This window comes from Senegalimassilia anaerobia JC110 (genome assembly GCF_000236865.1).
GTDB lineage: Bacteria > Actinomycetota > Coriobacteriia > Coriobacteriales > Eggerthellaceae > Senegalimassilia > Senegalimassilia anaerobia.
This window is the reverse complement of record NZ_HE611014.1, coordinates 370,136-391,997: the sequence shown is the minus strand read 5'-3', so window position 1 is coordinate 391,997 and position 21,862 is coordinate 370,136. Positions and strand designations below refer to the sequence as shown.

General features: G+C 65.0%; 20 protein-coding genes and 1 pseudogene. 5 read left to right on the top strand and 16 right to left on the bottom strand.

Annotated elements, in window-relative coordinates; all coding sequences use genetic code 11:
- Positions 1–134: 134 nt before the first annotated feature.
- The 14 genes from SFHG_RS01655 to SFHG_RS01590 form a co-directional block, all read right to left on the bottom strand.
- Positions 135–1,004 carry a response regulator gene (locus SFHG_RS01655; protein WP_238318241.1) on the bottom strand — a complete coding sequence of 290 codons (870 nt, stop codon included), beginning with the start codon at positions 1,002–1,004 and terminating at the stop codon, positions 135–137.
- A 3-nt stretch (positions 1,005–1,007) separates the two neighbouring features.
- Positions 1,008–2,279, bottom strand: a complete 1,272-nt coding sequence (locus SFHG_RS01650; RefSeq protein WP_202898035.1) for a sensor histidine kinase — start codon at positions 2,277–2,279, stop codon at positions 1,008–1,010.
- Positions 2,280–2,596: 317 nt separating this feature from the next.
- Positions 2,597–4,075 carry an FAD-dependent oxidoreductase gene (locus SFHG_RS01645; RefSeq protein WP_042432631.1) on the bottom strand — a complete coding sequence of 493 codons (1,479 nt, stop codon included), beginning with the start codon at positions 4,073–4,075 and terminating at the stop codon, positions 2,597–2,599.
- Between the two features lie 178 nt (positions 4,076–4,253).
- Positions 4,254–5,072 (bottom strand): NAD(+) synthase, encoded by an 819-nt coding sequence (gene nadE / locus SFHG_RS01640; RefSeq protein WP_042432628.1) that lies wholly within the window; start codon positions 5,070–5,072, stop codon positions 4,254–4,256.
- 293 nt (positions 5,073–5,365) lie between these two features.
- On the bottom strand, positions 5,366–6,019 hold the full coding sequence (gene hypB / locus SFHG_RS01635; RefSeq protein ID WP_042432625.1) for a hydrogenase nickel incorporation protein HypB: 654 nt from the start codon (positions 6,017–6,019) through the stop codon (positions 5,366–5,368).
- 154 nt (positions 6,020–6,173) lie between these two features.
- Positions 6,174–6,527 carry a hydrogenase maturation nickel metallochaperone HypA gene (hypA, locus tag SFHG_RS01630; protein WP_042432622.1) on the bottom strand — a complete coding sequence of 118 codons (354 nt, stop codon included), beginning with the start codon at positions 6,525–6,527 and terminating at the stop codon, positions 6,174–6,176.
- Between the two features lie 128 nt (positions 6,528–6,655).
- A complete protein-coding gene (gene tatC, locus SFHG_RS01625; RefSeq protein ID WP_238318240.1) occupies positions 6,656–7,468 on the bottom strand; it encodes a twin-arginine translocase subunit TatC in 813 nt (270 codons plus the stop codon).
- Between the two features lie 24 nt (positions 7,469–7,492).
- Entirely contained in the window at positions 7,493–8,059 is a 567-nt protein-coding gene (locus SFHG_RS01620; protein WP_042432616.1) for a Sec-independent protein translocase subunit TatA/TatB, read from the bottom strand.
- Between the two features lie 168 nt (positions 8,060–8,227).
- Positions 8,228–8,422: a hypothetical protein gene (locus tag SFHG_RS01615; RefSeq protein WP_042432613.1), complete on the bottom strand. Its 195-nt coding sequence runs from the start codon at positions 8,420–8,422 to the stop codon at positions 8,228–8,230.
- A gap of 6 nt (positions 8,423–8,428) precedes the next feature.
- Positions 8,429–9,781, bottom strand: coding sequence for an amidohydrolase family protein (locus tag SFHG_RS01610; RefSeq protein ID WP_042432610.1), 1,353 nt, complete (start codon positions 9,779–9,781; stop codon positions 8,429–8,431).
- 120 nt (positions 9,782–9,901) lie between these two features.
- Positions 9,902–11,323 carry a sensor histidine kinase gene (locus SFHG_RS01605; RefSeq protein ID WP_042432607.1) on the bottom strand — a complete coding sequence of 474 codons (1,422 nt, stop codon included), beginning with the start codon at positions 11,321–11,323 and terminating at the stop codon, positions 9,902–9,904.
- Between the two features lie 12 nt (positions 11,324–11,335).
- Entirely contained in the window at positions 11,336–12,019 is a 684-nt protein-coding gene (locus SFHG_RS01600) for a response regulator transcription factor (RefSeq protein WP_042432605.1), read from the bottom strand.
- Between the two features lie 150 nt (positions 12,020–12,169).
- On the bottom strand, positions 12,170–13,354 hold the full coding sequence (locus SFHG_RS01595) for a 4Fe-4S binding protein (RefSeq protein ID WP_042432602.1): 1,185 nt from the start codon (positions 13,352–13,354) through the stop codon (positions 12,170–12,172).
- A 52-nt stretch (positions 13,355–13,406) separates the two neighbouring features.
- A complete protein-coding gene (locus tag SFHG_RS01590) occupies positions 13,407–14,216 on the bottom strand; it encodes a hypothetical protein (protein ID WP_148514781.1) in 810 nt (269 codons plus the stop codon).
- A gap of 383 nt (positions 14,217–14,599) precedes the next feature.
- Between SFHG_RS01590 and SFHG_RS01585 the strand changes: the two genes are divergently transcribed.
- The 5 genes from SFHG_RS01585 (at position 14,600) to SFHG_RS01565 (ending at position 20,269) form a co-directional block, all read left to right on the top strand.
- Positions 14,600–15,421 carry a hypothetical protein gene (locus SFHG_RS01585; protein WP_042432597.1) on the top strand — a complete coding sequence of 274 codons (822 nt, stop codon included), beginning with the start codon at positions 14,600–14,602 and terminating at the stop codon, positions 15,419–15,421.
- Positions 15,422–15,423: 2 nt separating this feature from the next.
- On the top strand, positions 15,424–16,125 hold the full coding sequence (locus SFHG_RS01580; RefSeq protein WP_042432594.1) for a TorD/DmsD family molecular chaperone: 702 nt from the start codon (positions 15,424–15,426) through the stop codon (positions 16,123–16,125).
- A 124-nt stretch (positions 16,126–16,249) separates the two neighbouring features.
- A complete protein-coding gene (locus SFHG_RS01575; protein ID WP_202898034.1) occupies positions 16,250–16,975 on the top strand; it encodes a 4Fe-4S dicluster domain-containing protein in 726 nt (241 codons plus the stop codon).
- Positions 16,976–16,984: 9 nt separating this feature from the next.
- Complete coding sequence (locus tag SFHG_RS01570) at positions 16,985–17,977, top strand: 4Fe-4S binding protein (protein WP_042432592.1); 993 nt, start codon at positions 16,985–16,987, stop codon at positions 17,975–17,977.
- 390 nt (positions 17,978–18,367) lie between these two features.
- Positions 18,368–20,269: a UvrD-helicase domain-containing protein gene (locus SFHG_RS01565; RefSeq protein WP_042432589.1), complete on the top strand. Its 1,902-nt coding sequence runs from the start codon at positions 18,368–18,370 to the stop codon at positions 20,267–20,269.
- Positions 20,270–20,502: 233 nt separating this feature from the next.
- On the opposite strand, the pseudogene tnpA reads toward SFHG_RS01565, so the two are convergent.
- Both tnpA and SFHG_RS01555 read right to left on the bottom strand, forming a co-directional pair.
- Positions 20,503–20,958: pseudogene (tnpA, locus tag SFHG_RS01560) on the bottom strand (IS200/IS605 family transposase).
- A 369-nt stretch (positions 20,959–21,327) separates the two neighbouring features.
- Positions 21,328–21,690, bottom strand: a complete 363-nt coding sequence (locus tag SFHG_RS01555; RefSeq protein WP_042432586.1) for an arsenate reductase family protein — start codon at positions 21,688–21,690, stop codon at positions 21,328–21,330.
- Positions 21,691–21,862: the final 172 nt, after the last annotated feature.

Sequence of the window (21,862 nt, the reverse complement as noted above, 5' to 3'; positions counted from 1 at the left end):
TAGCAGCCGACCGTCCGATTGCAAGTGGATTACGGTGATTTATGGCGCGCTCCGAAAAGTTCTTGTGCAAGCGCATAAGACAGAAGGAGCGCCGGCGGCCGATAGCCGCCGGCGCTCCCCCCTTTCGCCAGCTTTCACATCACGCCGGGCTTCACCAACCCGCTCTCGTAGGCGCGCACCACCAGCTGCGCGCGGTCATGCGCATCGAGCTTGGCCATGATGCGCGCGAGGTGCGTTTTGACCGTTGCGGGGCTGATGAACAGACGCTCGCCGATCTGGTCGTTGTTCAAGCCGCGCGCCACCAACGTGAGGATCTCGCGCTCGCGGTCGGTGAGCTGGTCAATGCCGCATGCCGCGGCGCCTGCGGGCACGCCCGGGCGCGCCGCCACGAACGTCTCGATGAGCCGGCGCGTGATGGACGGCTCGATGAGCGCCTCGCCCGCCGCCACCACGCGCACCGCCGATGCGATCTCGTCGGGCTCGGCGTCTTTGAGGAGGAAGCCGCCGGCGCCCGCCGACAGCGCGTCGTACACGTATTCGTCCAGGTCGAACGTGGTGAGGATGAGCACCTGCACGTCCGCGAGGACGGCGTTGGAGCGGATGGCGCGCGTGGCGTCGATGCCGTTGACGCGCGGCATGCGGATATCCATGAGCACCACGTCGGGGCGCAGGCGCTCGGCAAGCTGCACCGCCTGATCGCCGTCGCGCGCCTCGCCCACCACCTCGATGCCGTCGTAAGACGACAAGATCATGCGGAAGCCGCTGCGCACAAGGTCCTGGTCGTCGGCCACCAGCACGCGCACGGGACGCTTCGCACCCGCCGCCTGCGAAGGGGCGTTCGCCATGCTGACGGGATTGGCCGCCTGCGGTGAGGTACCGGAATCCCTGGCCGGGGTTGCCGGGTTGGCGGGGCTTGCCGCGTTTGCAAGGTTGGCCGGGCCTGCCGGGTTGGCCGCCTGCGAGGAAGCGCTTGCCGCGCCTTCGCCGTCGAGCGTCTGTTCCATTCGCTATGCCTCCGTTCCGCGAAGCGGGATGCTCGCGCGCACGCAAAACCCGCCGTTTTCGCCATCGCCTGCCGAGAACGACCCGCCGAGCACGTGGATGCGCTCGGCCATGCCCGCGACGCCGTGGCCTGCGCCATCGGCCGCCCGCGGCAGCTGGGAGGCGGCCATATCTGCCGGCTGCGCCGCCACGCCGCAGCCGGCGCCGTCGTCGATCACAGACAACGTGGCCGCGCCGTCCTCCACCGCGAACCGCAGCGACACGCGCTGCGCCCGCGCATGCCGAACCGCGTTCGTGCACGCCTCGCGCGCCACGGTGAACAGCGCCATGTCGACGTGCGCGGGCACGCGGGCTCGATCGTACGCCGCCATATCGAGCGTCACGTCAAGGCCGGCGCCGCGCAGATACGACTCCAGCTCGTCCACCTGGTTCGTTCCCGCGGCGGGCATGGTCTCGGCCGCGTCGTCGCCGTGGCGCAGCACGCCGATCATCGAGCGGATGTCGTCGAGCGCGGCCTTCGCCGTGGCGCGCGCCGTGGACACCGCCTCCTTCGCCATCTGAGGATCGCGCTCCACCAGCCGCTCGGCCGCGGCAAGCTGGATGCTCACCGCCGAGAGCGAGTGCGCCGTGATGTCGTGCACCTCGCGGGCGATGCGCACGCGCTCCTCCTCCACGCGGCGGGCGGCCTCCTCCTCGCGCGTGCGCTCGGCCTCGGCCGCGCGCTGCTCCACCGCGCGCACGTACGCGACATGCGTGCGGTAGGCGTAACCGGCGAGCACCGCCGCCACCATGAGAGCGATATTCTGGAAGCGCGTGAAGAACACCATGCTGGCCGCCTGCATGGGCGCGCCGGCGAACAGCAGCGACAGCACCGCCGCCGCACCGCACGCGATACCAGGCACGGTGCCGCATTCAGCCGCCACGGTATAGAGCGCCACCAGCGGCCCGACCACCGTCATGGAGAAACCCGAGAACCTGACCTGCAGGCCCAGGAAGATGACCAGGCACGCGGCGAACACGGGCAGCGGGAAGCGGCGGCGCAGCACGAGCGGCACCACCGTCATGCCCAGGCCCACGAACACCTGCAGGTCGGGCACCACGTTGACCACGCCGAGATATTGGCGAAGCGCCAGGTCGGGAATGATGATCGACGACGCCGTGAGCATAAGCTGCAGGCAGCCCACGGCGAACGCCGCCAGCGCCACCGCGGCGTCGACCAGCCAGTCGCGCGTCGTCATGTCGCGATATGTCATAAGAAGGTTATCCATGTCGTCCATGGTATCCCGAGCACGCCAAGCACGCCATACGCCGCCCGGGGTAATCGCGCGAACGAGAGATGCGGGGAACCTCGAGGTTCTGGGCGGTTTTGGAGGAGATGACGCCCTCCGCGCTAATGCCGACCTGGGGTTATGCCGAGAGGCGTCCCGAATCAACCCTTGAAACCGCCCAGAACCCCAAAAGCATGTCAATTTCAAGGTCGAAAAGCTGCAAAACAGCCCAGAACCCAGGGGGTCAGGACGGAACGCCACAGCTCGATGCAGCGAACCGCCCAGAGCCCCGGGACTGTGACGGGCATGCAAGCGCGAGCGCGCGGCTATGCCGCTCCCAGGTCCTCGGTCACGGCTCTGCCGGTGAGGATGCCGAAGGCCCCGTTGGTGGTCAGGCTCTCGCCGCCGCCCTGCGCGGCGGCCCCACAGCAGTACACGCCCGCGATGGCCTTGCCGTTGGCGTCGAGCAGGCGTCCGCCGCCGTCCACCACCGCGCCGCCGCGCGTGCGGAAGCGCACGGGGAACTGCTTGAGCGCGTAATACGGCGGCTTCAGGTTCTCCAGGAACTGCTTGCGCCCGAAATCCGAATCCTTGCCGGCCTCGACCATGCTGGAGAAGCGGTCGACGGTCTTGCCCAGCACATCCTCGGACACGCCCATGCCCGACGCCAGCTGCTCCACCGTGTCGCACGGTCCGACCAGGCGCGATGCGTGCTTCGCCGTCACCTGCGCCGCGCTGCGGGCCTGCCCGCTCTCCGAGATGCCGCTGTCGAAGATGGTCCAGAAATAGCCGCGCTCCTGGGTGAAGCATGCGGCGCACAGGTCGCGCATGTAGTCCTCGTTGGCGAAGCGGTTGCCCTGCGCATCCACCACGAGCGTGGGCGCGAACATGCCCCATGCAGCCGCCTGCGGAAGGTCGCTGATCACCGATGGGGTCACGCTCATGTCGCTGAGCTGCGCGCCGAGCGCCTGGCACAGCTTATGACCCTCCCCCATGGACGCGGCGGTGTAGCAGCCGATGCGCTCCCACGCCGACAGGTACTGGCGCACGAGCGACTGGTTGCTGGCGAACCCGCCCGTTGCCACCACCGCGGCGCGCGCATGCACGTCGACCACGCCGGACTGGTCCTTCTTGCTGGTGGAGAAGCGCACGCCGCACACCTTGCCCGCCTCGTCCAAGATGAACCCAGTGGCGCAATAGCCGGTGGAGAACTGCACGCCCTTCGCCGCCAGCTTGTCGCGCAGCGGCATCATGATGCTCTCCGTGTCGCCGATGCCGTTTTTCGGGAGCACGCGGCGGCGGTTCGCCTCGTTGGCGGAATAGCTGGCAGGGTCGGCGAACTGCGCGCCGTACGAGCTTTTCATGCGGTCGACCCACTCGGGCGCCGCGTAGAACAGGCGCTTCGCGAATTCAAGATCGGTCACGCCGGCGCTCTTCAGGGCCTCCTTGCGCTCGGGCCATACGTCGTCGCAGGTCTCGGTGATGCCCGCGTCCTTCTGCAGCTGGCTGCCGCACACCTCCATGACGGCGTTGGACTCGTAGCTTTCGCCGCCCAACACATCGAGCTTCTCGGCCACCATGACCGACAGCCCCGCCTCGGAAGGATCCATGGCCGCCGAAAGGCCCGCCATGCCGCTGCCCAATATGAGCACGTCAACCGATGTGGAGAACGACACCTGGGGCTGGCCGAGCACGCCGGCACCCTCGGCGGAGGGCGCCGCGGCGGAGCTGCACGATGACAGCAGGGGCACGGCGGCGAAGGCGGCGGAGGCGCCGACCAGCTTGAAGAAATCGCGGCGTTTCATGTAGGGCATGCTCTTTCACTAGATGGCGAAGGGACGGCGCCCGCCGCCGTGCAACCGGCTTTGGGCACCGTCCCCCATTTCGATATCGCAGCCATGGTAACGCACGCGACCCGCGCGCGGCCGGCCGTTCGGCGCGCGTCACATCTTCTCGATATGCGGGCGCCCGGCGGGCGCTTCCCTATTGGTAGAACTTCACATCGGGATACGGCGGCTCGAGGGCGCGCTTGAAGGCCTGCGAGCGCACCTTCGCCAGCACGCGCTCGACGTCGGCACGGTTGAATCCGGCCTCCACCAGGCCGTTCTCGCTGACGCCGTGCTCGAAATGCGCGATGAGCATGCGGTCGAGCGTGGGGTAGTCGATACCCATGGATTTCTCGTCCTCCTGGCCGGGCGCCAGCTCGGCGCTGGGCGGCTTGACCAGCACGTGCTCGGGGATGGGCGACACCTGGCCGTCGCGCTCGGCGCGCTCGTTGCGCCAGCGCGCGATGGCGTACACGTCGGTCTTGTACAGGCCGCCGATGGGAGCGAACGCGCCGGCCGTGTCGCCGTAGAGCGTGGAGTAGCCCATCATGGACTCGCTGCGATTGCCCGTGTTCACGAGCATCCAGCCGTTGGCGTTGGAAAGCGCCATGAGCACCACGGTGCGGCAGCGCGCCTGCGTGTTCTCCGACGCCGTGCCCGAAAGCTTGCCGCAGCCCGAGCGGCGCAGCACCGCCTCGAACGCCTCGAACGGCTCGCAGATGGACACGACGTGCGTCTCGATGCCCAGGTTGTCCGCCAGCTCGCGGGCATCGTCCAGGGAATGCTCCGTGGAATAGGGGCCGGGAAGCATGACGCCGTGCACGTGATCGGGGCCGAACACGTCGGCGCACAAGACGGCAATGACGCTTGAATCAATGCCGCCGGAAAGCCCCACCACCATATCGGTGAAGCCGGCGCCCTCCGCATAGGCGCGCAGCGCGTCGGCGCACGCCTCGTACATATCATTCGCTCGCATAAAGCTGTCCTTTCAGCACAAGCGGGATTCCTTCGGATACGAGTATGCCCAAGCAGTGTTTCAAGGTGATTGCCAGCACGCAACAGCTTGGCAACCGGTCGAATCGCACGACCAGCGAACCAGGGACGGCGGGCGGGCAGCGTAAAGCTTGCCCTTGCCGCCGTCCGCGTACGCCAGCGCTCAATCTTGTCACCCCTCCTGTTAAAGCGGGACGGCATTGGGAGCCCCTGAAGCACAAGCAGGCGGCACGCCCTGGGACATGCCGCCTGCTTGGATGGGATATATTCGCCGTGCTATTGGATGGCGCGGATCTGCTCGGCCAGCCAGGTTGCCCATTCCTCGACGCCCTCGCCCTTGGTTGCGGCGATGGGGAAGATGGGGGCCTGCGGGTTGAGCTGGCGCACGCTGGCGTCGAACGCCTCGCGATCGAAGTTGAACACGGGCATGGTGTCCACTTTGTTCAGGATGACCACCTTCGCCGCCTGGAAAACGCCGGGGTACTTGAGCGGCTTGTCATCGCCTTCGGGCACGGACAAGATCATGACCTTGGCGTTCTCGCCCAGGTCGAAGTCGGTCGGGCACACCAGGTTGCCCACGTTCTCCACGATGATCAGGTCCAGGCGCTCCAGGTCGAGCACGTCGATGGCACGGCTGATCATGTTGGACTCCAGGTGGCACGCACCGCCCGTGTTGATCTGCACGGCCGCGATGCCCTGGGCCTTGATCTTCTCGGCGTCCACATTGCTGGCGATGTCGCCCTCGATGACGGCGATGTTGAACTCGTCGCGCAGCGCCTCGATGGTGGCAAGGATGGTGGACGTCTTGCCAGAGCCAGGGCTGGCAAGCAGGTCGAGCACGAACACGTGGTTGTCGGCGAAGCGCTTGCGCAGCTGCGCCGCCAGCTGGTCGTTCTTGTCAAGGATGGGTTGCTTCATATCGATTTGCATGCTGAATCCTCCTATTGATCAAGCAGCGGTTTCAGTTATGAACCGGATTGGAAAGGCGCGGCGAATGCACGTTGCCTTCCGGCTGCGCCCTATGGGGAAGCGCCTCCCCGCGCACGGCCGCGGCTTCGCCGGCACAGCGACGCGCTGACGCTCGTTAGTCGTCGGGCAGGTCGACCTCGATGGAATCGATCTGCAGTTCACGACCGGCTAAAAGCTTCGTGTTGTAGCCGCCGCACTCGGGGCACACCATATGGAAACGGTCGTGCTCGTACTCGGCACCGCAGTCCAAGCAAAGGCTTCGGGGCGCCACCATGTTGATCTCAAGCTCCGCGCCTTCGCTCATGGTGCCCTCCGTGAGCACCTCGAACGCGAAGCGCAGCGAGTCCTCGATGGCCTCGGTCATCTCGCCGATGGACAACGTGACCTTGAGCACCTTCGTGGCGCCCGCTTGCACGGCGGACTTCTCCACCGCCTCCATGACGCCGGTCATGATACCTAGCTCGTGCATGCAGCTCCTTCGATCCGCGAAACCGTACGGCGCCCGCGCCGCACGCCATTGGTACGAACCCCATACTATCCCAAGAAGGCCCGCATGCAGCGGGCCTTCAGGTTAACCATATATGTTTGCCGGCGAAGCTACTTGCGCTTCACGGCTTTGAGCTTCTTGGTCTTGGGAGCGGCCGCCTGAGCAGCGCCCTCCTCCTTCGCAAGCTCCTGGTTCTGCTTCTTGATACGGCCGGCAAGCACGATGCGGGCCAGCAGCAGCGACACCTCGTACAGCACGATCAGCGCGGCGAACATGAGCGCCATGGTGACCGGCGATGCGTCGGGCGTGACGATGGCGCAGAACACCAGCAGGCCGACGTAGATGCCGCGCCAGCTATTGCGCAGCTTCTTGTACGGCACCACGTTGAACACCACCAGGTAGAAGATGACCAGCGGCAGCTCGAAGGCCACGCCAAAGCCCAGCTCGAACTTGATGATGATGTCCACGTAGCTGGCCATGCGAGGCGTGACGGTGCCCAAGCCCATGGCCTGGTCGGTGAGCCACTGGAACGCCGGGTTCAGGATGATGCAGTAGCAGAAGATGGTGCCCACGATGAACAGCACCACTGCCGCGACGAACGTGGGGATGAACCACTTGCGCTCGTTGGGCTTGAGCGCCGGCAGGAAAAACGCCAGCAGTTGCCACAGGATAACCGGCGAGCAAGCCACGATGGCCGCCCAGATGGAGATCTTGAAGCGGGTGGAGAACGCCTCGAACGGGTCGATGGCCATGAACGACGGCAGGCCGTCGGGGCCCTTCGGCAGGTACTCGGCGATGGGGATCATCAGGAACTGGCCCATGGTGGGCGTGGCGAAGTAGAACACGCACACGCCGACGAGCAGGCACACGACGATGCGCACCAAGCGCATGCGCAGCTCGCCCAGATGATCGAATAGGGGCATTCGCGCCGGTCCGATAGGCATCGGTTACTCCCCCTTCGTTTCGGTTTCGGAAGACTGGGCAGCGGGCGCTGCCGGTGCGGCGGGCGCCGCGGGAGCCGCTTGCGCGGCGGTTTCGGGAGCTGCGGCCTCGGTCGACTGGGCGTCGGCAGCGGCCAGCGCGGCCTGCTTGGCGGCCTCGGCCCTTTCGGCTTCGGCAGCCTGCTTGGCGGCGCGCTCGCGATCGTAGCGGGCCTTGCGCTCGCTGAAGCTTTCCTGCTGCCCCGCCGGGCGCGGCTTGGGCGCCGTGGCGGAGGAGCTATGCGAGGACACGACCTTGCTTGCGCTGCTCACGGCCTTGCTGGCGCCGTTGGCGGCCTTCTTGCCGGCATCGGCGGCCTTCTCCATGACGTCGAGCGGGTTCTTGAACGGCTCGTCGGAATCGGGGTCGTACACCTCGTTCTTAATAACCTTGTTCATCTCCTCCTGCGCGTTGCGGAACTTGCCGATGGCCTTGCCAAGCGTTTTCGCCATTGCGGGCAGCTTGTCGGGGCCGAACAGCAGGAAACCGAACAGCAGAATGAGAAAGAGCTCAAATCCACCAATACCAAACAAAGCATTCCCCTTTGCGTGCGTTCCCTTTACTCTTTTCACGCTTGCGCGCGACAGCCATTCATGGTAACACAAACGCCCCGACCCCCTTCGCGCGCACTTCCTTTACAGAAAAGTTCTGCTCGGGAAGCCGCGTTCGGGGACCGGGGCGTTATCCGTTGTCAAAGGTTGCTACATGGACAGCACGGAAAGCGCGATGGTTGGGATGCCAAGTGCCAGCACCAGGATGACGCACACCACCACGGTGAAGATTTTCTTCGTGCGAGCCGCCGCCTCTCGGCGCGCCTTCTCGCGCGCCTCGCGCTCCTGCGCCGCCTTGATGCGTTCGGCCTTCTGCTTGGCCGTGAGCTTCTGATTCGTTCCCATGGCGCGCTACCTCAGCTTGCTGCGGATCTCGATGACGCGGGCGATGCTGCGGGCCACTTCCACGCCCACATGCCAGCTGCTCTTCTCGTACAGCACGTTGCCGCCCACCATGGTCATGAGCACGTCGGAGCCGTTGCAGGCGTTGACCACGGCCGAAACCGGGTCGGTGGCCGGCGTTTGGTGCGAGCCGGACAGGTCGACGGCGATGACGTCGGCCAGCTTGCCCACTTCCAGGCTGCCCACCTTGTCGTCCATGCGCAGCGCGCGGGCGCCGCCGATGGTGGCCATCTCCAGCATGGTGGAGGACTTCATGAAGCTGCGCGGGTTCACGGCGCGCTGGATGAGCATGCCGATGTGCATCTCCGAGATCATGTCGGTGGAGTCGGTGGCGGCGGGGCTGTCGGTGCCCAGGCCCACGCGCAGGCCGTTGTTCAGGAACTCGGCGAGCGGGGCCACGCCCATGCCCAGCTGGGCGTTGATGCGAGGGCAGCTGGCCACGGAGACGTCGTACTCCTTGAGCTTGGCCACGTCATGATCGTCGACGTAGACGCCGTGCACCATCATAACGTTGTCGCTCTCGAACGCGCCCCAGTTCAGCACGTAGTTGACCGGCGTGGTGCCCGTAGGCAGCCACGGCGGGACCTCCACGTAGCAGCGCGTGGTGTCCATGGAATGGACGGAGAAGGGCGAGGAACCGTAGCGCACGAAATCGCACTCCTCGCGGTCGCCGGCCAGGCGCAGCGCCACGGGGAGGTTCTCCTTGGAGGCGAGCTGGGCGACCTTGCGGAAGATCTCCGGGTTGCAGGTGAACAGCGACGACGGCGCAAGGCCGATGGTCAGGCGATCGGAGTCGACCTCCTCCTGCCAATGAGCCAGGTCGTTCTCGGCCTGATGCATGGCGAAGTCGACGCGACGGCGGTCCATGGCGCCCACCTCGCGATATACGACACCGCGCATGCCCAGCTTCTGCATGGCGGTGCAGCTGGCGCCCGAGGTGGTGATGTCGGCCACGGTGGTGATGCCGCTGGAAAGCGACTCGAGACCGCCCAGGATGGCCGAATCATACCAATCGGCCACGTCCATCTTAGCGGACAGCTCGCGCATGGTCATGATCCAGGTGGCATAGGGGACATCGTGGACGATGCCGCGCATGACCGCGTTCTCCAGGTGGGTGTGCAGGTCGACGAAGCCGGGCAGGATAGCCGCCTGGCCGAAATCGGAGACCTCTTCATCGGGATAGCGCAACTTGAGCATGGCGGCGTCGCCGACGTCGCGGATGGCGCCGTCGCGAACGAGCACCGCACCGTTGTGGATGGGTTCCGACGTGATGGGAAGCACGTACTGCGCGCACAAAAGCATGGGCTGCCTCGCTTGTTCCGTGATTTGCAAGTAAACACGTATGATAGCACCGATGAGCGCCCCGGCGGAGCTTCCACGAAAGCAACGCGGCGAGCGGCGCGGGGAGGGGCGCTCGCCCGCTTACTTCAGCGGCAACGTTGCGGTGAACGCGGCGCCTTCGGCCTGCGTGCTGGAAGCCGTCAGCGTGCCGCCGTGCTCCTCGGCGATGGCGCGCGCGATGGCAAGCCCCAGGCCGTGCCCGCCGACGCCGCCCGTGCGCGCCTTGTCCGCGCGGTAAAAACGGTCGAACACATGGGGAAGGTCCTCGGGGGATATGGGCGCGCCGGTGTTGCGCACCTCGAGCTTCGCCTGCTTGCCCGCGCGCGAAAGCGCCACGTCGACCGCTCCCCCATCGTCGACGTATTTGCAGGCATTGTCGATGAGCGTGCCCGCCAAGCGGCGCAGCCGCTGCTCGTTGCCGCGCAGCTTGATGCCCGGCTCCACCTGCGATCCCAGCTTCACGCCGCGTTCGAACGCCACCGATTCGAACTGCAGCACCTCGCCTTCGATAACGTCGGACAGGTCGACTTCCTCGAGGGCCGGGCGCGCGGCGCCGGATTGCGCGGCGGCCTCCTCCTCGTCCATCTTCGCCAGCGTGAGCAGGTCGCCCACCAGCCCTTGCATGGCCTCGGCCTCGTGCTGCGTGCTCTCGAGCCACTGGCTTTGGCTTGCCACGCTGCGCTCGGGATGCTCGAGCGCGATGGACGTGTTGGCAAGGATCACGGTGAGCGGGGTCTTCAGATCGTGCGACGCGTCGGCCACGAAGCGGCGCTGCTGCGTCCAGGCGCGGGCGACGGGGCGCAGCGCCCAGCGGCTGAAGAACAGGCTGATGACGAGGAACACGGCCAGCGCCGCGACCTCCACCACGGCGAGCGTTGCCGCCAGAGCGCGCCAGCCGCTCGCGCTGCCCATGTCGGCGAACGCCAGGTACATGACGCCGCCCGCCCGGCGCTTCATGTAAAACAGGCCCAGGTCGGAAAGGCTGCCGAAGCCCTCGTCGGCGCCGGCGAGCTGCTCGCCCGCCTGCTCGAGCACGTCTTGGCTGATGGACGCCGTGTTGTAGCGGCCGAGCGCGGTCATATCGCCGTCCGAGGACATGGAGAACAGCGCCACGGGGATGACCTGCCCCCCGCTGCGCTCGCGCCCGCCGATGGTCGGCGGCGCCGCAACGCCGGAGGAGGCGTCGACCACGGCTCCCGCCTGCTCGGCTGCCTGAGCCGGAGATTCCCGGCCATCGGATGCTTGCGAATCGCCTGCCTCGCCGTCATCGGGCGCCGCCTGACCGTTGCCGGATTCCGGCTGGCCTTCGCCAAGCGCATCCTTCCCCATCTGCCTGCCCTGATGCTCGGATGCCTGCGCGATGGCCTGGTTGAGCGCGCCGTCGACCGTGGCAACGCTTTGTCGATGGTTCACCACGCAGATGGCCGCGAAGATCACTGTCAGCACAACGGCGACGGTGGCCATGTTCAACGCTATGAACTTGATGCGAAGCTTTTTCAGCATGGGATGACCACCTTAGGCCGCGGCGCCATCGGCGGCGAAACGATAGCCCGCTTTGCGGATGGTCTCAATGCACGCTTTCGAGCCCAAAAAACGCATCTTCTTGCGCAGGAAGCTGACGTAGGCCTCGACGTTGTTGTCCTCGGCGCTGGATTCCACGCCCCACACGCGCTCGATGAGCAGCTCCTTCGACACCACCTGACCCGCGTTGCTCATAAGCACCTTCGCCAGGGAAAACTCCTTGAACGACAGGTGGATGGTCTTCTGCCCGCACGTCAGGTCGTAGCTTTCCAGATTCAGCGAAAGATCGCCCGCATCGAGCTTCTCGAAGATTACCTCGCCCTGGCGGCGCGTGAGGGCGCGCAGGTGCGCCAGCAGCTCGGCGGGGCTGAACGGCTTTGTCATGTAGTCGTCGGCGCCGCTGTCAAGACCGGTGATCTTGTCGGGCACGGCGTCGCGCGCGGTGAGCAGCAGCACCGGCGTGCTCACGTTCTTGCGGCGCAATTCGGTCACTACCGTGAAACCGTCCATTTTGGGAAGCATGACGTCCAGGATGACCACATCGTAGATGTCGCTTTCGGCATAGGCAAGCCCGTCGGCGCCGTTGTGCACCACATCGGTGCCGTAGCCGTTCTCCTCCAGGATGTGCGCCAGCGCGCGGGCAAGCCGCACATCGTCTTCCACGATGAGGATCTGCATGGTGTGCCTTCCGTCGATTCCCGAACCCGCACCGCAGGGCACAGGCGTGCATTCTTTCAATCAACAGTATACGGCGCAGCCTGAAAGCGGGCTTAAAGAACGGGGCCGCCCCGAAGGACGGCCCCGCGTGCGAAAGCTATGGAAGCGGATTTAGCGCTCGTAAACCTGATCGCAGCCGAGCAGGTCCTTCATGGTGCGCCAGATCTGGTGCGGGTCGTCCACGGGGTGCGCGAGCGGCTTCATCTCGTAGCGCTCCACCGCGCCCGAGAGCAGGTCGACGGCGAACACCTCGTCGGAAAGCGTGAGCGCTTGCTGCGGGCAGATGTCCGTGCAGCAGCGACACTTCACGCAATCGCCGGGGAAATGTTCCACGCCGAACGTGCCGTCCTCGTCGGTGAACTTGCTGATGGCTCCGGTCGGGCAAAACGTCGCGCACATCTGGCAGCTGCTGCATTTATCCGGGTCGATGATGACGTGGCCCCACAGGCGCGTCTCGATCATGACGTCCTGCGGCTCGCCCAGGCTGGACAGGCTGTTCAGCAGAAGCTCGCGGCGGTCGGGGATGAAATGCGGCAGCGTGCCGTCCTCCATCACCTTTTGGAAGCGCGATTCGGGCTTCTCCTCGATACCGAGCGTTTCCTTCACGGCGTAGTCGGCGGTCGTGCCGGCGGCGGCTTTCGCCTCGGAGCCCATCTCCGCGAAGAACCTGCGCTTGCCGGCATCGAAACTGGATTTGCCCTCAAGGCGCACCTGGTGCGGGAACTTCTTGACCAGGTCGACGCGCGTGTCGCTGTTCCATGTTTCCAGCAGCGTGTTGGCGGTGTCGCGCACCTGCTCGGCCATGTGGAACCCGGTGGCGTGCTCACAGGAGGCGCACTTGCCCTCGACCAGGCTGACGTGTTTTGCGCCGGCCACGGCCAGGGTGACCAGCAGGCTTTCCTCCACGCGCCCAAGGCACGTGACGGGCACGACTTTCTCCAGGTCAAGCAGGCCTTCTGCAGCGTTCACGATCTGCTCGCACGCGATGACGACCTCGCCGTCGGCGGCGCGCATGGCCTGGATGCAGCGATGCAGCAGCTCAGCGTCGTTGGGACGATGGGCCTCGAGCGCGCACGTGGGGCACACGGTGGCGCACGTGCCGCAGCCGATGCACTTCTCCGGCGAGATGATCAGCTCGTTGTCGTTATAGGAGATGCAGCCCGATGTGCACACCTCCGCGCATTTCATGCACGTGGCGTTGCGATTGCGCACGACGGCGCAGCGGTTCTGGTGAACCGTGATATCGGCGCTCTGAAGCTTTTCGAGCAGACCGAGGAAATTCTTGGCACTTGGCATTGCTGCCCCTTTCTCGTCTACCCCCTTGCAATTGGTTAGTATAGCCGTTCGCCTACGAGAACGCACCGGCGGCGACATTGAACTCGCGCACGGAACCGTCGGCGTACTCGATGCCCCAGGTGCCGTAGTCCACGTCGAACGCGGGCAGCTCGGGAATGGCGAAGGCGGGCTCGGCGGGGTCGGCGGAATCGGCCTGCCCCTCGGCGGCGGTGCCGGCAACATCGACGGCCTGCTCGGCGGTGACGCTGGCGAGCTCAGCCTGCTCGGCCACTTGACCTGCGGAGTCGCCTTGTTCGGCGGCAACGACGGCTTCCGCCTGCGCCTGCTCGGCGGCTGCAAGCTGCGCCTCGTAGCTGGCGCGCGACGGAATGCGCACGCAAGCGATATCCTGCCCCAGCGCACCGGCGTTCATGAGGTCGCGCACGCGCTCCACCATGTCCACCCCATCGGCAGGAAACGACGAATCGGAACCCGTCTTCACCGCAATGAGCGCATTGTCGCCGAACTCCAGCTCAAGCCAGTGATACGGAAACGCCGGCTGGCCGTTTTCGGCACGAACGTTGTTGGCGGCAGTGATGGTGTTGGACACCTTCGAGAACATGTTGTGCAGCCACTTGGGCATGACGCCCTCCCACAGCTGCTGCGCTGCCTCGTCGGACTTGTCCCAGTAGGCGCGATGCAGCTTGATCATGAAGCGCATCACGTTCTCCGGGCGCTGCCCGTCTACCGGCTTGTGCGCCTGCACAAGCGACGGCGCCACATAGGAGTACGAGCGTTTGATATCGGAGACGCACTCGTCGTTGAATAAACGTTCGTCCAGGTCCATGCGAAGAATCAAAGAGGGTCGAATAAAAGCGGTCATGGCTTCAGCTTCCTTTCTCCAAACCAAAGCGGGCCGGCGCACGTCCCCACGCGGCCAGGTCCGTCGTCCACTTGCATTCTTCCCCAAACCCCGCCGCGCAGTATGGCGCAACCCTCCGCGCATTGTCAAACGCGAAAACCACTATCCTCAAATTCAAATAATCTGACACAGGGAATCGGGCCTTGACACCGTCGATGCGGCGCGCATATCATCGTCGCGGGGAGTCCGCCGGCGCACCAGATGCGTGCGGCAGACATTGTTTGCAAAAAGTCGGAGCTTCAGGGGTGAAGTTCCCGGAGTCGGTCTTACGGGCCGGCACTGTAGCGTCATGCCAGAAGGCAGGCGCTTGTTTTGTTGTTGGCAATGTCTGGGAGGGGCGGAGCATGTCTGATTCCACTTTCGATCTATCCTTTGATTCCGAGCTTGACGAGTTCGACCCGCTGGAGGATACCGGCGCGGACGATGATGACGAGGGCGGCGATTGCACCGCCATCAGCTCGGCAATCGATGCACCCGCACAGCAGCTCGATGCCGAAAGCGATAGCCGCACGCCGACCGAGCGCATCGACGATCTGTTCAAATCCATGGCCCCGCGCCGCAAGGTGCTGCTGGGCATCCTGTCCTTCGTGCAAGAGCCGCAAACCGCCGAGGCCGTGAACGCCCACGTCGATAAGCTGCAGCAGGATAACTTCAGCGTCTACACCGCCGCAAACCTGTGCAGCCTGCTCGAGCGAGCCGGCGCCATCGAGCGCATCACCGCCGACGGCCAGCCCGCCGACGACACGGTAAACGAACCTAAGACCGTGGTCGTGGACGGCGTGGAGTATCTTGAAGCCGCCGAGCCCGTTGAGGTGTTCTGGCGTATCACCGAGCCTGGTCAGGCAAAACTTGATTCCGACAAACCGATCGAGCGCCTGCGCGCCCTGCTTGAGGAGGACGCGGCGTACGCGGTCATCTACAAACGCATCCTCACGCTGTGCGCAGCCGAAAACGGCGCCGCAACCCCGGACATCAACGGCAAGGTCGATAGCGACCCGCTGGTGCAAAAGCCCCGCCTGTACGCCCCGCATTTCGTGGACAAGCTGGAGCAATGCGACGCGCTGGAATGGCGCAAGGCCTGGTTCACCACCGAAACGGGCAAGCAGGGCCTGGAAATGCTGGCAGACGTCGTGGACGAGTCCGCGGCCGATTCTAAGGAGGACTAACCATGACCGAGAACGCCAACACCGCCGCAGAGCAGGCTTCCATGGACGATCTGATCAAGCTGATCGAGCAGCGCGCCGCAACGTATGGCCTGCTCAGCCGCCTGTTCCGTGTGGAAATCGACCAGGAGCTGCTCGACGAGCTGCATGGCATGCGCTTCCCCGCCTCCACGGGCAACGCCGACGTGGACGAAGGCTACCTGCGCCTGGCGAAGTACCTGTCCAATACCTGGGAGAACAGCCTGACCGACCTGGCCGTGGACTACACCCGCGTGTTCATCGGCCACGGCGTGGACGCCTACAGCGCCGCCTACCCGTTCGAAAGCGTGTACACCTCCGAGAAGCGCCTGCTCATGCAGGATGCCCGCGACGAGGTGCTGGCCATCTACCGCTCCGCCGGCCTTGACAAGAAGAACAGCTGGAAGGAAGGCGAGGACCACGTAGCTCTGGAGCTGGAGTTCGAGCAGGTGCTTGCCAACCGTACCGCCGATGCGCTGCGCAAGGGCGACGAGGAGGAGGCCGCCGCGCTGCTGACCACGCAGAGGAACTTCCTGGAAGACCATCTGCTGTCCTGGGTTCCCATGATGACCGCGGATATGAAGCGTTTCGCGAAAACCGACCTCTATCAGGGCCTGGCTTACCTCACCGACGGCTTTCTGAACACCGATAAGGCGTTCTTGGACGACGTTTTGACCGAAGACGAGTAACGTACATCGCCCGCTGACGCGCTTCGAAGCCGGCGCGTCGGCGGTTTTGCCCCGCCAGGCTTCCCGACGTGGAGGGCGTCGGATACGGGGAGGCCAGCATCGGGCGCGAGCGAAAGAAGGAGAGATGGACAACACGGATAACCGCACGGACCTGCCCGAAGGCCGCGCGGGACAGACGAGGGAAGCGGCCGACACGGCAACAGCGCAAGCCGCCTCAGGGAAGCAAGCGAAAACCGGCGGCATGACGCGCCGCACGCTATGCCTGGGCATCGGCGGCGCAGCAGTGATGCTGGGCCTGGGAGGGCTGAAGCTGGCGAACCCACAGGCCATCATCCGCCCTCCGGGAGGACAGGATGAGGACCGCCTGATCAGCGCATGCATCCGCTGCGAGAAATGCTACGAGATCTGCCCGCGCGACGTCATCCGCCCGGCGCACATCGAGGACGGCATCCTGAACATGCGCACGCCTACGTTCGATTTCAGCGAGAACTACTGCGACTGGTGCACCGAGGAGAACGGCGGCACACCGCTGTGCGTTTCGGCCTGCCCCACGCGCGCGCTGGAGCTGCCAGCAGGCGCCACGAAGGAGAACGTCATCATCGGCCGCGCCGTCATCAACACCGACTGGTGCCTGGCATACAAGCTGATCGGCTGCCGATTCTGCTACGACACGTGCCCCTACGAGGCAATCAAGCTTGACGACGAGAACCGTCCCGTGGTGCTGGACAACAAGTGCAACGGCTGCGGCGCCTGCGAGAGCGTGTGCGTATCGCTGCAAAACGGCTCCATTTCCGAGGGCGCCACTTCACGCGCCATCACTATCAAGCCGCTTGACCAGGTAGAAAGGTAAGGTGCGGTCATGAAACGCAATTCCAAGACGCTGCGCACCATCACCGCGCTCGTCATCGTGGCCATCGTGTTCGTGGGCTTTTTGACGAACCTGGGCATCGGCACCATTTCGGCACCGGGCATCTGGGATATCTCCATCCTCTGCCCGCTGGGAGCGCTGGGCACCATGTTGGCCAGCAAGATGATGGTACCGCGCGCCGTGGTATCGCTGGTCATCATGGTGGCGCTCATCATCGTGTTCGCCCGCGCGTTCTGCGGCTGGATGTGCCCCGTTCCCCTGGTGCAGAAGCTGCGCGGCGTATTCACCAAGCCCGAGAAGCAGGCGAAAGCCGAGAAGGCAAAGGCCGCGAAACAGGCAGACGATAAGGCAACCGAGGCCGCAGCCAACATCGTGCCGCTAACCGAGGACGAGAAGGCGGCGCTGGCAACCGGCTGCGAGAAGGACTCGAAGGGCCTGTCCGGCTGCGCAGGCTGCGCGAAGAAGCGCGGCGAGGCCGTGGATGCCCGCCACTTCGTGCTGGGCGGTGCGCTGCTGTCCACCTTCATCTTCGGCTTCCCGGTGTTTTGCCTGGTGTGCCCCATCGGGCTGACCTTCGCCACCATCCTGCTGCTGGTGAACCTGTTCGCGCAAGGCGACGTGACGTGGTCGCTCATCGTGGTGCCCGCCATCTTGATCGCCGAGGTGCTGCTGTTCAAGAAGTGGTGCCATAAGCTGTGCCCACTTTCGGCGTTCATGAGCCTTATCGCCAAGCTGAACCGCACGTTCAAGCCCACCATCGACAACACGAAGTGCCTGGAAACGGCCCAAGGCAAGAAGTGCGGCGCTTGCGGACGCGCCTGCGATGAAGGCATCGACCCGCGCCATCCCGAGCTGTCCGAGGCCGCATGGAGCGAATGCACGAAGTGCCGCTCGTGCATGGACGCCTGCCCGGCGCACGCGATCAGCATGCCGCTGATCGCCAAGAAGGGCGAACCCGTTTCCTTAAAGGGCAACGACGAATAAGCGTCACAACGTGGCGATGCGCAAGCTGCAGCGCAGGAAACGCAGCATCGGGAAAAGCCGGGCGCGGCGCGCGTCCGGCCTCCCGGACAGAGGGTGGCCTAGCAAGGGTTCTGGGGATAGACCACCTTCTGCCCGGGAGCGGCGCCCCTTCACCCTCCCCTCCCTCCCCGATTTCGGAGGGGCCGCCGTTCCTTCTTCCAACCCGAGAAGCCGAAGCGGGAAGCCCCCTCCCCGCTTCGGCGCCCCTTCTGCCGGCTGACCCGAGGAAGGAACACGCAGAGACAACGACCCGTCGGCGACACCCGACGGCAGCGCGCTCCAACCCGCCCGCCGGGGAAGATCGCGAACATATATATAAATAGGTAAGGAACAACGACTGGGAGGTCGAACATGAGCCAGGATACTTCGCAAGTCAAGGTGACGCGCATCGTCGGCGGCGTCGGCTGCGGGAAGACGCAGGAGCTGATCGAGCGCGTATGCTCGCTGCTCTCGAACGGCGAGAAGGCGGAGAGCGTGCTGGCGCTGTGCGCCACGCCGCAGGCATGCGAGTCGTTCACGTTGCGCTTGGGCGCTGCGGCCAAGGTCGCCGACGTGAACGCCGATGGGGTCACGGTGACCACGCCGCGGGCCCTGGCGCTCGAGGTGCTCTCCGATGCCGAGGCGGTGCGCTGGTCGGGCCGCGAGCCGCGCCTGCTCACCGCCTATGAGGAGCTCTTCCTGCTTGAGGACATGAAGACGTGCGGGCTGCGCCCGAAGCGCCTGCGCGAGATGCTGAAGTTCTTCTACCGCAGCTGGACCGAGCTTGCCGACGCCGATCCGAATTGGCTGCTGGCCGGCGAGGAGGCCAACGTGCACGCGCTGCTGAAGGCGAACCTGGCCTTCACGCGCAGCATCGCCGAGCCCGAAGCGGGCAACCTTGCGGTGAACTATCTGCGCGGCCACGCCGGCGCGCGCAGCACGCACTCGTTCGCCCACGTGCTAGTGGACGACTATCAGCGCATCAGCAGGGCATCGCAGCTGCTGGCCGACCTGGTGGCATCTGAAACGCTTACGATCGCCGGCGACCGCGCCGCCTGCGTGCAGGTCTACGATAGCTACCCTTACGCCGCGGGCTTGGACGAGTTCATGGATGCGCACGAAGGTGCCGAGGATATCGAGCTTTCCGCGTGCCACGCCTGCGCAGCCGGGGCGGCCGGAGCCGCCAAGCTGCTGGCCGACCCCGCGATGCAGTCGATCGCGTTCCACACAGCGGAAGACGCCGTCGCAGGTCAGACGACCATGCTGGAAGCCACGCTACCCGAAGACGAGTTCGGCGCCGTCGCGCGCTTCGTGGCCGATGCCGTGGCTGGCGGCATGAGCCCCGCCGACGTGACGGTTGCGACACCCAACGGCGTATGGAGCCGCAACATCGTGAAGGCCCTGCTGGCCGCCAAGGTTCCTGCGCAAGCGCTGGCCGATCGCCAGCCGGTACGCGGCGATATACGCGACAACGAACGTTGCGTGCCCGCCCGCGTGCTGACAGCGTTGGATTTGGTGGCCGATCCCGATAATGCGATGGCATGGCGTTGCTGGTGCGGGTACGGCGACTGGCTGGCCAATAGCTCCGCCATGGCGAACCTGCGCAAATACGCCGCTGAACAGGATAAGGACCTGGTGGGGTCTCTTCGCGACATGGCGAACGGCGCGCTGGCCGCCGACGAGGGCGATGCCGACCGCATAGTGGGTGCCCAGCGCGTCGGCGCCGCGTACGAAGCTGGTCTTGCGCTCATCGAATCCGCAAGCGGCCTTGAGGGCACGGCGCTGCTGGACAAGGTTGCCGAGGCGGTCACGGGCGAGAAGGGCGCAACGGCACCGGGCATCGTGAGCGCGCTGTGCCTGGGCGAGCAGGATAACTCCGCCGCCGCCATGGCCGAGCGCTTCCGCAGCCGCCTGCTGGCGCCCCACATCGATGCCGCAAGCGCCGTCCTGGTGGTCCCCTACGACCAGGTTGCCGGCCTGTCGCCGAAGGCGCTGGTCATCGCCGGTTTCGTGAACGGCTTCATCCCCTGCCGCGAGTACTTCGACGGCGCCGAGATGCCCCTCGACAAGCAGGAGAAGGAGCACGCGAAGGACGCGCGCCGCGTGTACTCCATGGCAGGAAAGGCAAGCAAGCAGCTGGTGGTTTCGCGTTTCACCACCACCAGCCTGGAAACCGCCGGCGTTATGAAGCTGCATATCGGCCGCATCCGCCTGCAAGACGGCAAGCGCATGTGCGTCATCGAGCCCAGCAACTTCACCGAACAGCTGGCATAAAAAGGTTGGCCGAGAACCGTCCCGATAGCTTATCGAGCGCGCAAAGCACCGCACCCCACCTCGTGGGCGCGAGCGCAAGCTCAAGCAAATCAGGACCACCCGCATAGCAGGTGGTTTGCTCTTAGGGTATAACCCATGGAAGGCCGGCGCGCGCCTAAAGACGCCGGCCTTCACGCTGTTCAGGCCCTATTGCCCTTGACCCGTGGCGAGCCGGTCGAACCGGCGGGCCCCGGCTATTTCCTGAACGGGTCGGAGTACTCCTTGACGCTCAGCTTGTCCAGCGCGATGTCGGCGGCCTCCTGCTCCCTGATGTACTTCGCGATGGTCGCCTCGTTGAGCCCGACGGTGGAGACGTAGTAGCCCTCCGCCCAGAACCTCCTGTTGCCGAACCTGTACTTCAGGTTGGCGTGCTTGTCGAAGATCATGAGCGAGCTCTTGCCCTACAGGTAGCCCATCACGCCCGACACGCTGTACTTCGGCGGTATCGCCAGCAGCATGTGCACATGGTCGGGCATGAGGTGCCCCTCTATTATCTCGACGCCCTTGTACTCGCAGAGCCTCCTCAGGATCTCCCCTATGTCGGACCTGGTTTGGCCGTAGATGGCCTTTCGCCTATACTTCGGCGTGAACACGATGTGGTACTTGCACATCCACTTCGTGTGCGAAAGGCTGTAGGCTTTGTTGGCCATAGCCGACCACCACCCTTCCTTCTCGGATTCTTGACGGCCTGAACAATCGTCAATATCCGGCGGGAGGGTGGTTTTGTAAAGCAGGTTGTCGTCCGCCCGCATAGCGGGCGGTTTGCTTGGCGCGGCTACGCGCGCGCCAGACTGAAGTCATTAACGCAAAAAGCCCCGCACAATGCGGGGCTTTTTAATCCGTCGCTTTCCGATCTTGACGCATGCCGAATTAAGAAGCTGGAAAAACAGCGGCACGGGCGCCTTGCGAAATCGGCCTTGCGATTCCGCCGGCGCTAAGCTCGGCCGCCAATTGATTTTCGGCGGTTTCCTTTTTTTCCTATTTGTCCAACGGAAGCGCAAAACGCCTATGCGAAAAGCCTATAGCAGTACAGCTTCCCAGTCGGCTTCTTTGAAGCCGGTTAGCACGAAATCGGGGCCGACGACGATGGGACGTTTTACCAGCATGCCGTTGGTAGCCAGCAGGTCATAAGCTTCCGCGTCCGACATGCCTGCATCTAGCTGGGCTTTCACATTATGCTGGCGATACAGCTGCCCGCTGGTGTTGAAGAATCGGCGCAGCGGCAGCCCGCTTTTCGCGTGCCATTCGGCCAGCTCGGTCGCCGTGGGGTTATCCGCCACAATGTCGCGATCCGCATACGCCACGTCATGCGCGTCCAACCACGCCTTCGCCTTCTTGCACGTTGAGCACTTCGGGTACTCGATGAACAGCACTTCCTGCACGATGAGCTCCTTCCTTTAGGCGGCTCGCCTTTGTGTTTTGCGTTGCATAGCGTAGCAGGACGCCACCACACCGCTCAACCATGCACAAGTGAAACGCGATTCAGACAGATAGCGCTACGTCCCCTAAGCGTCCGGTCCCAAGACGCAAGGCGGCCCCTTCCGCTTGGAGACG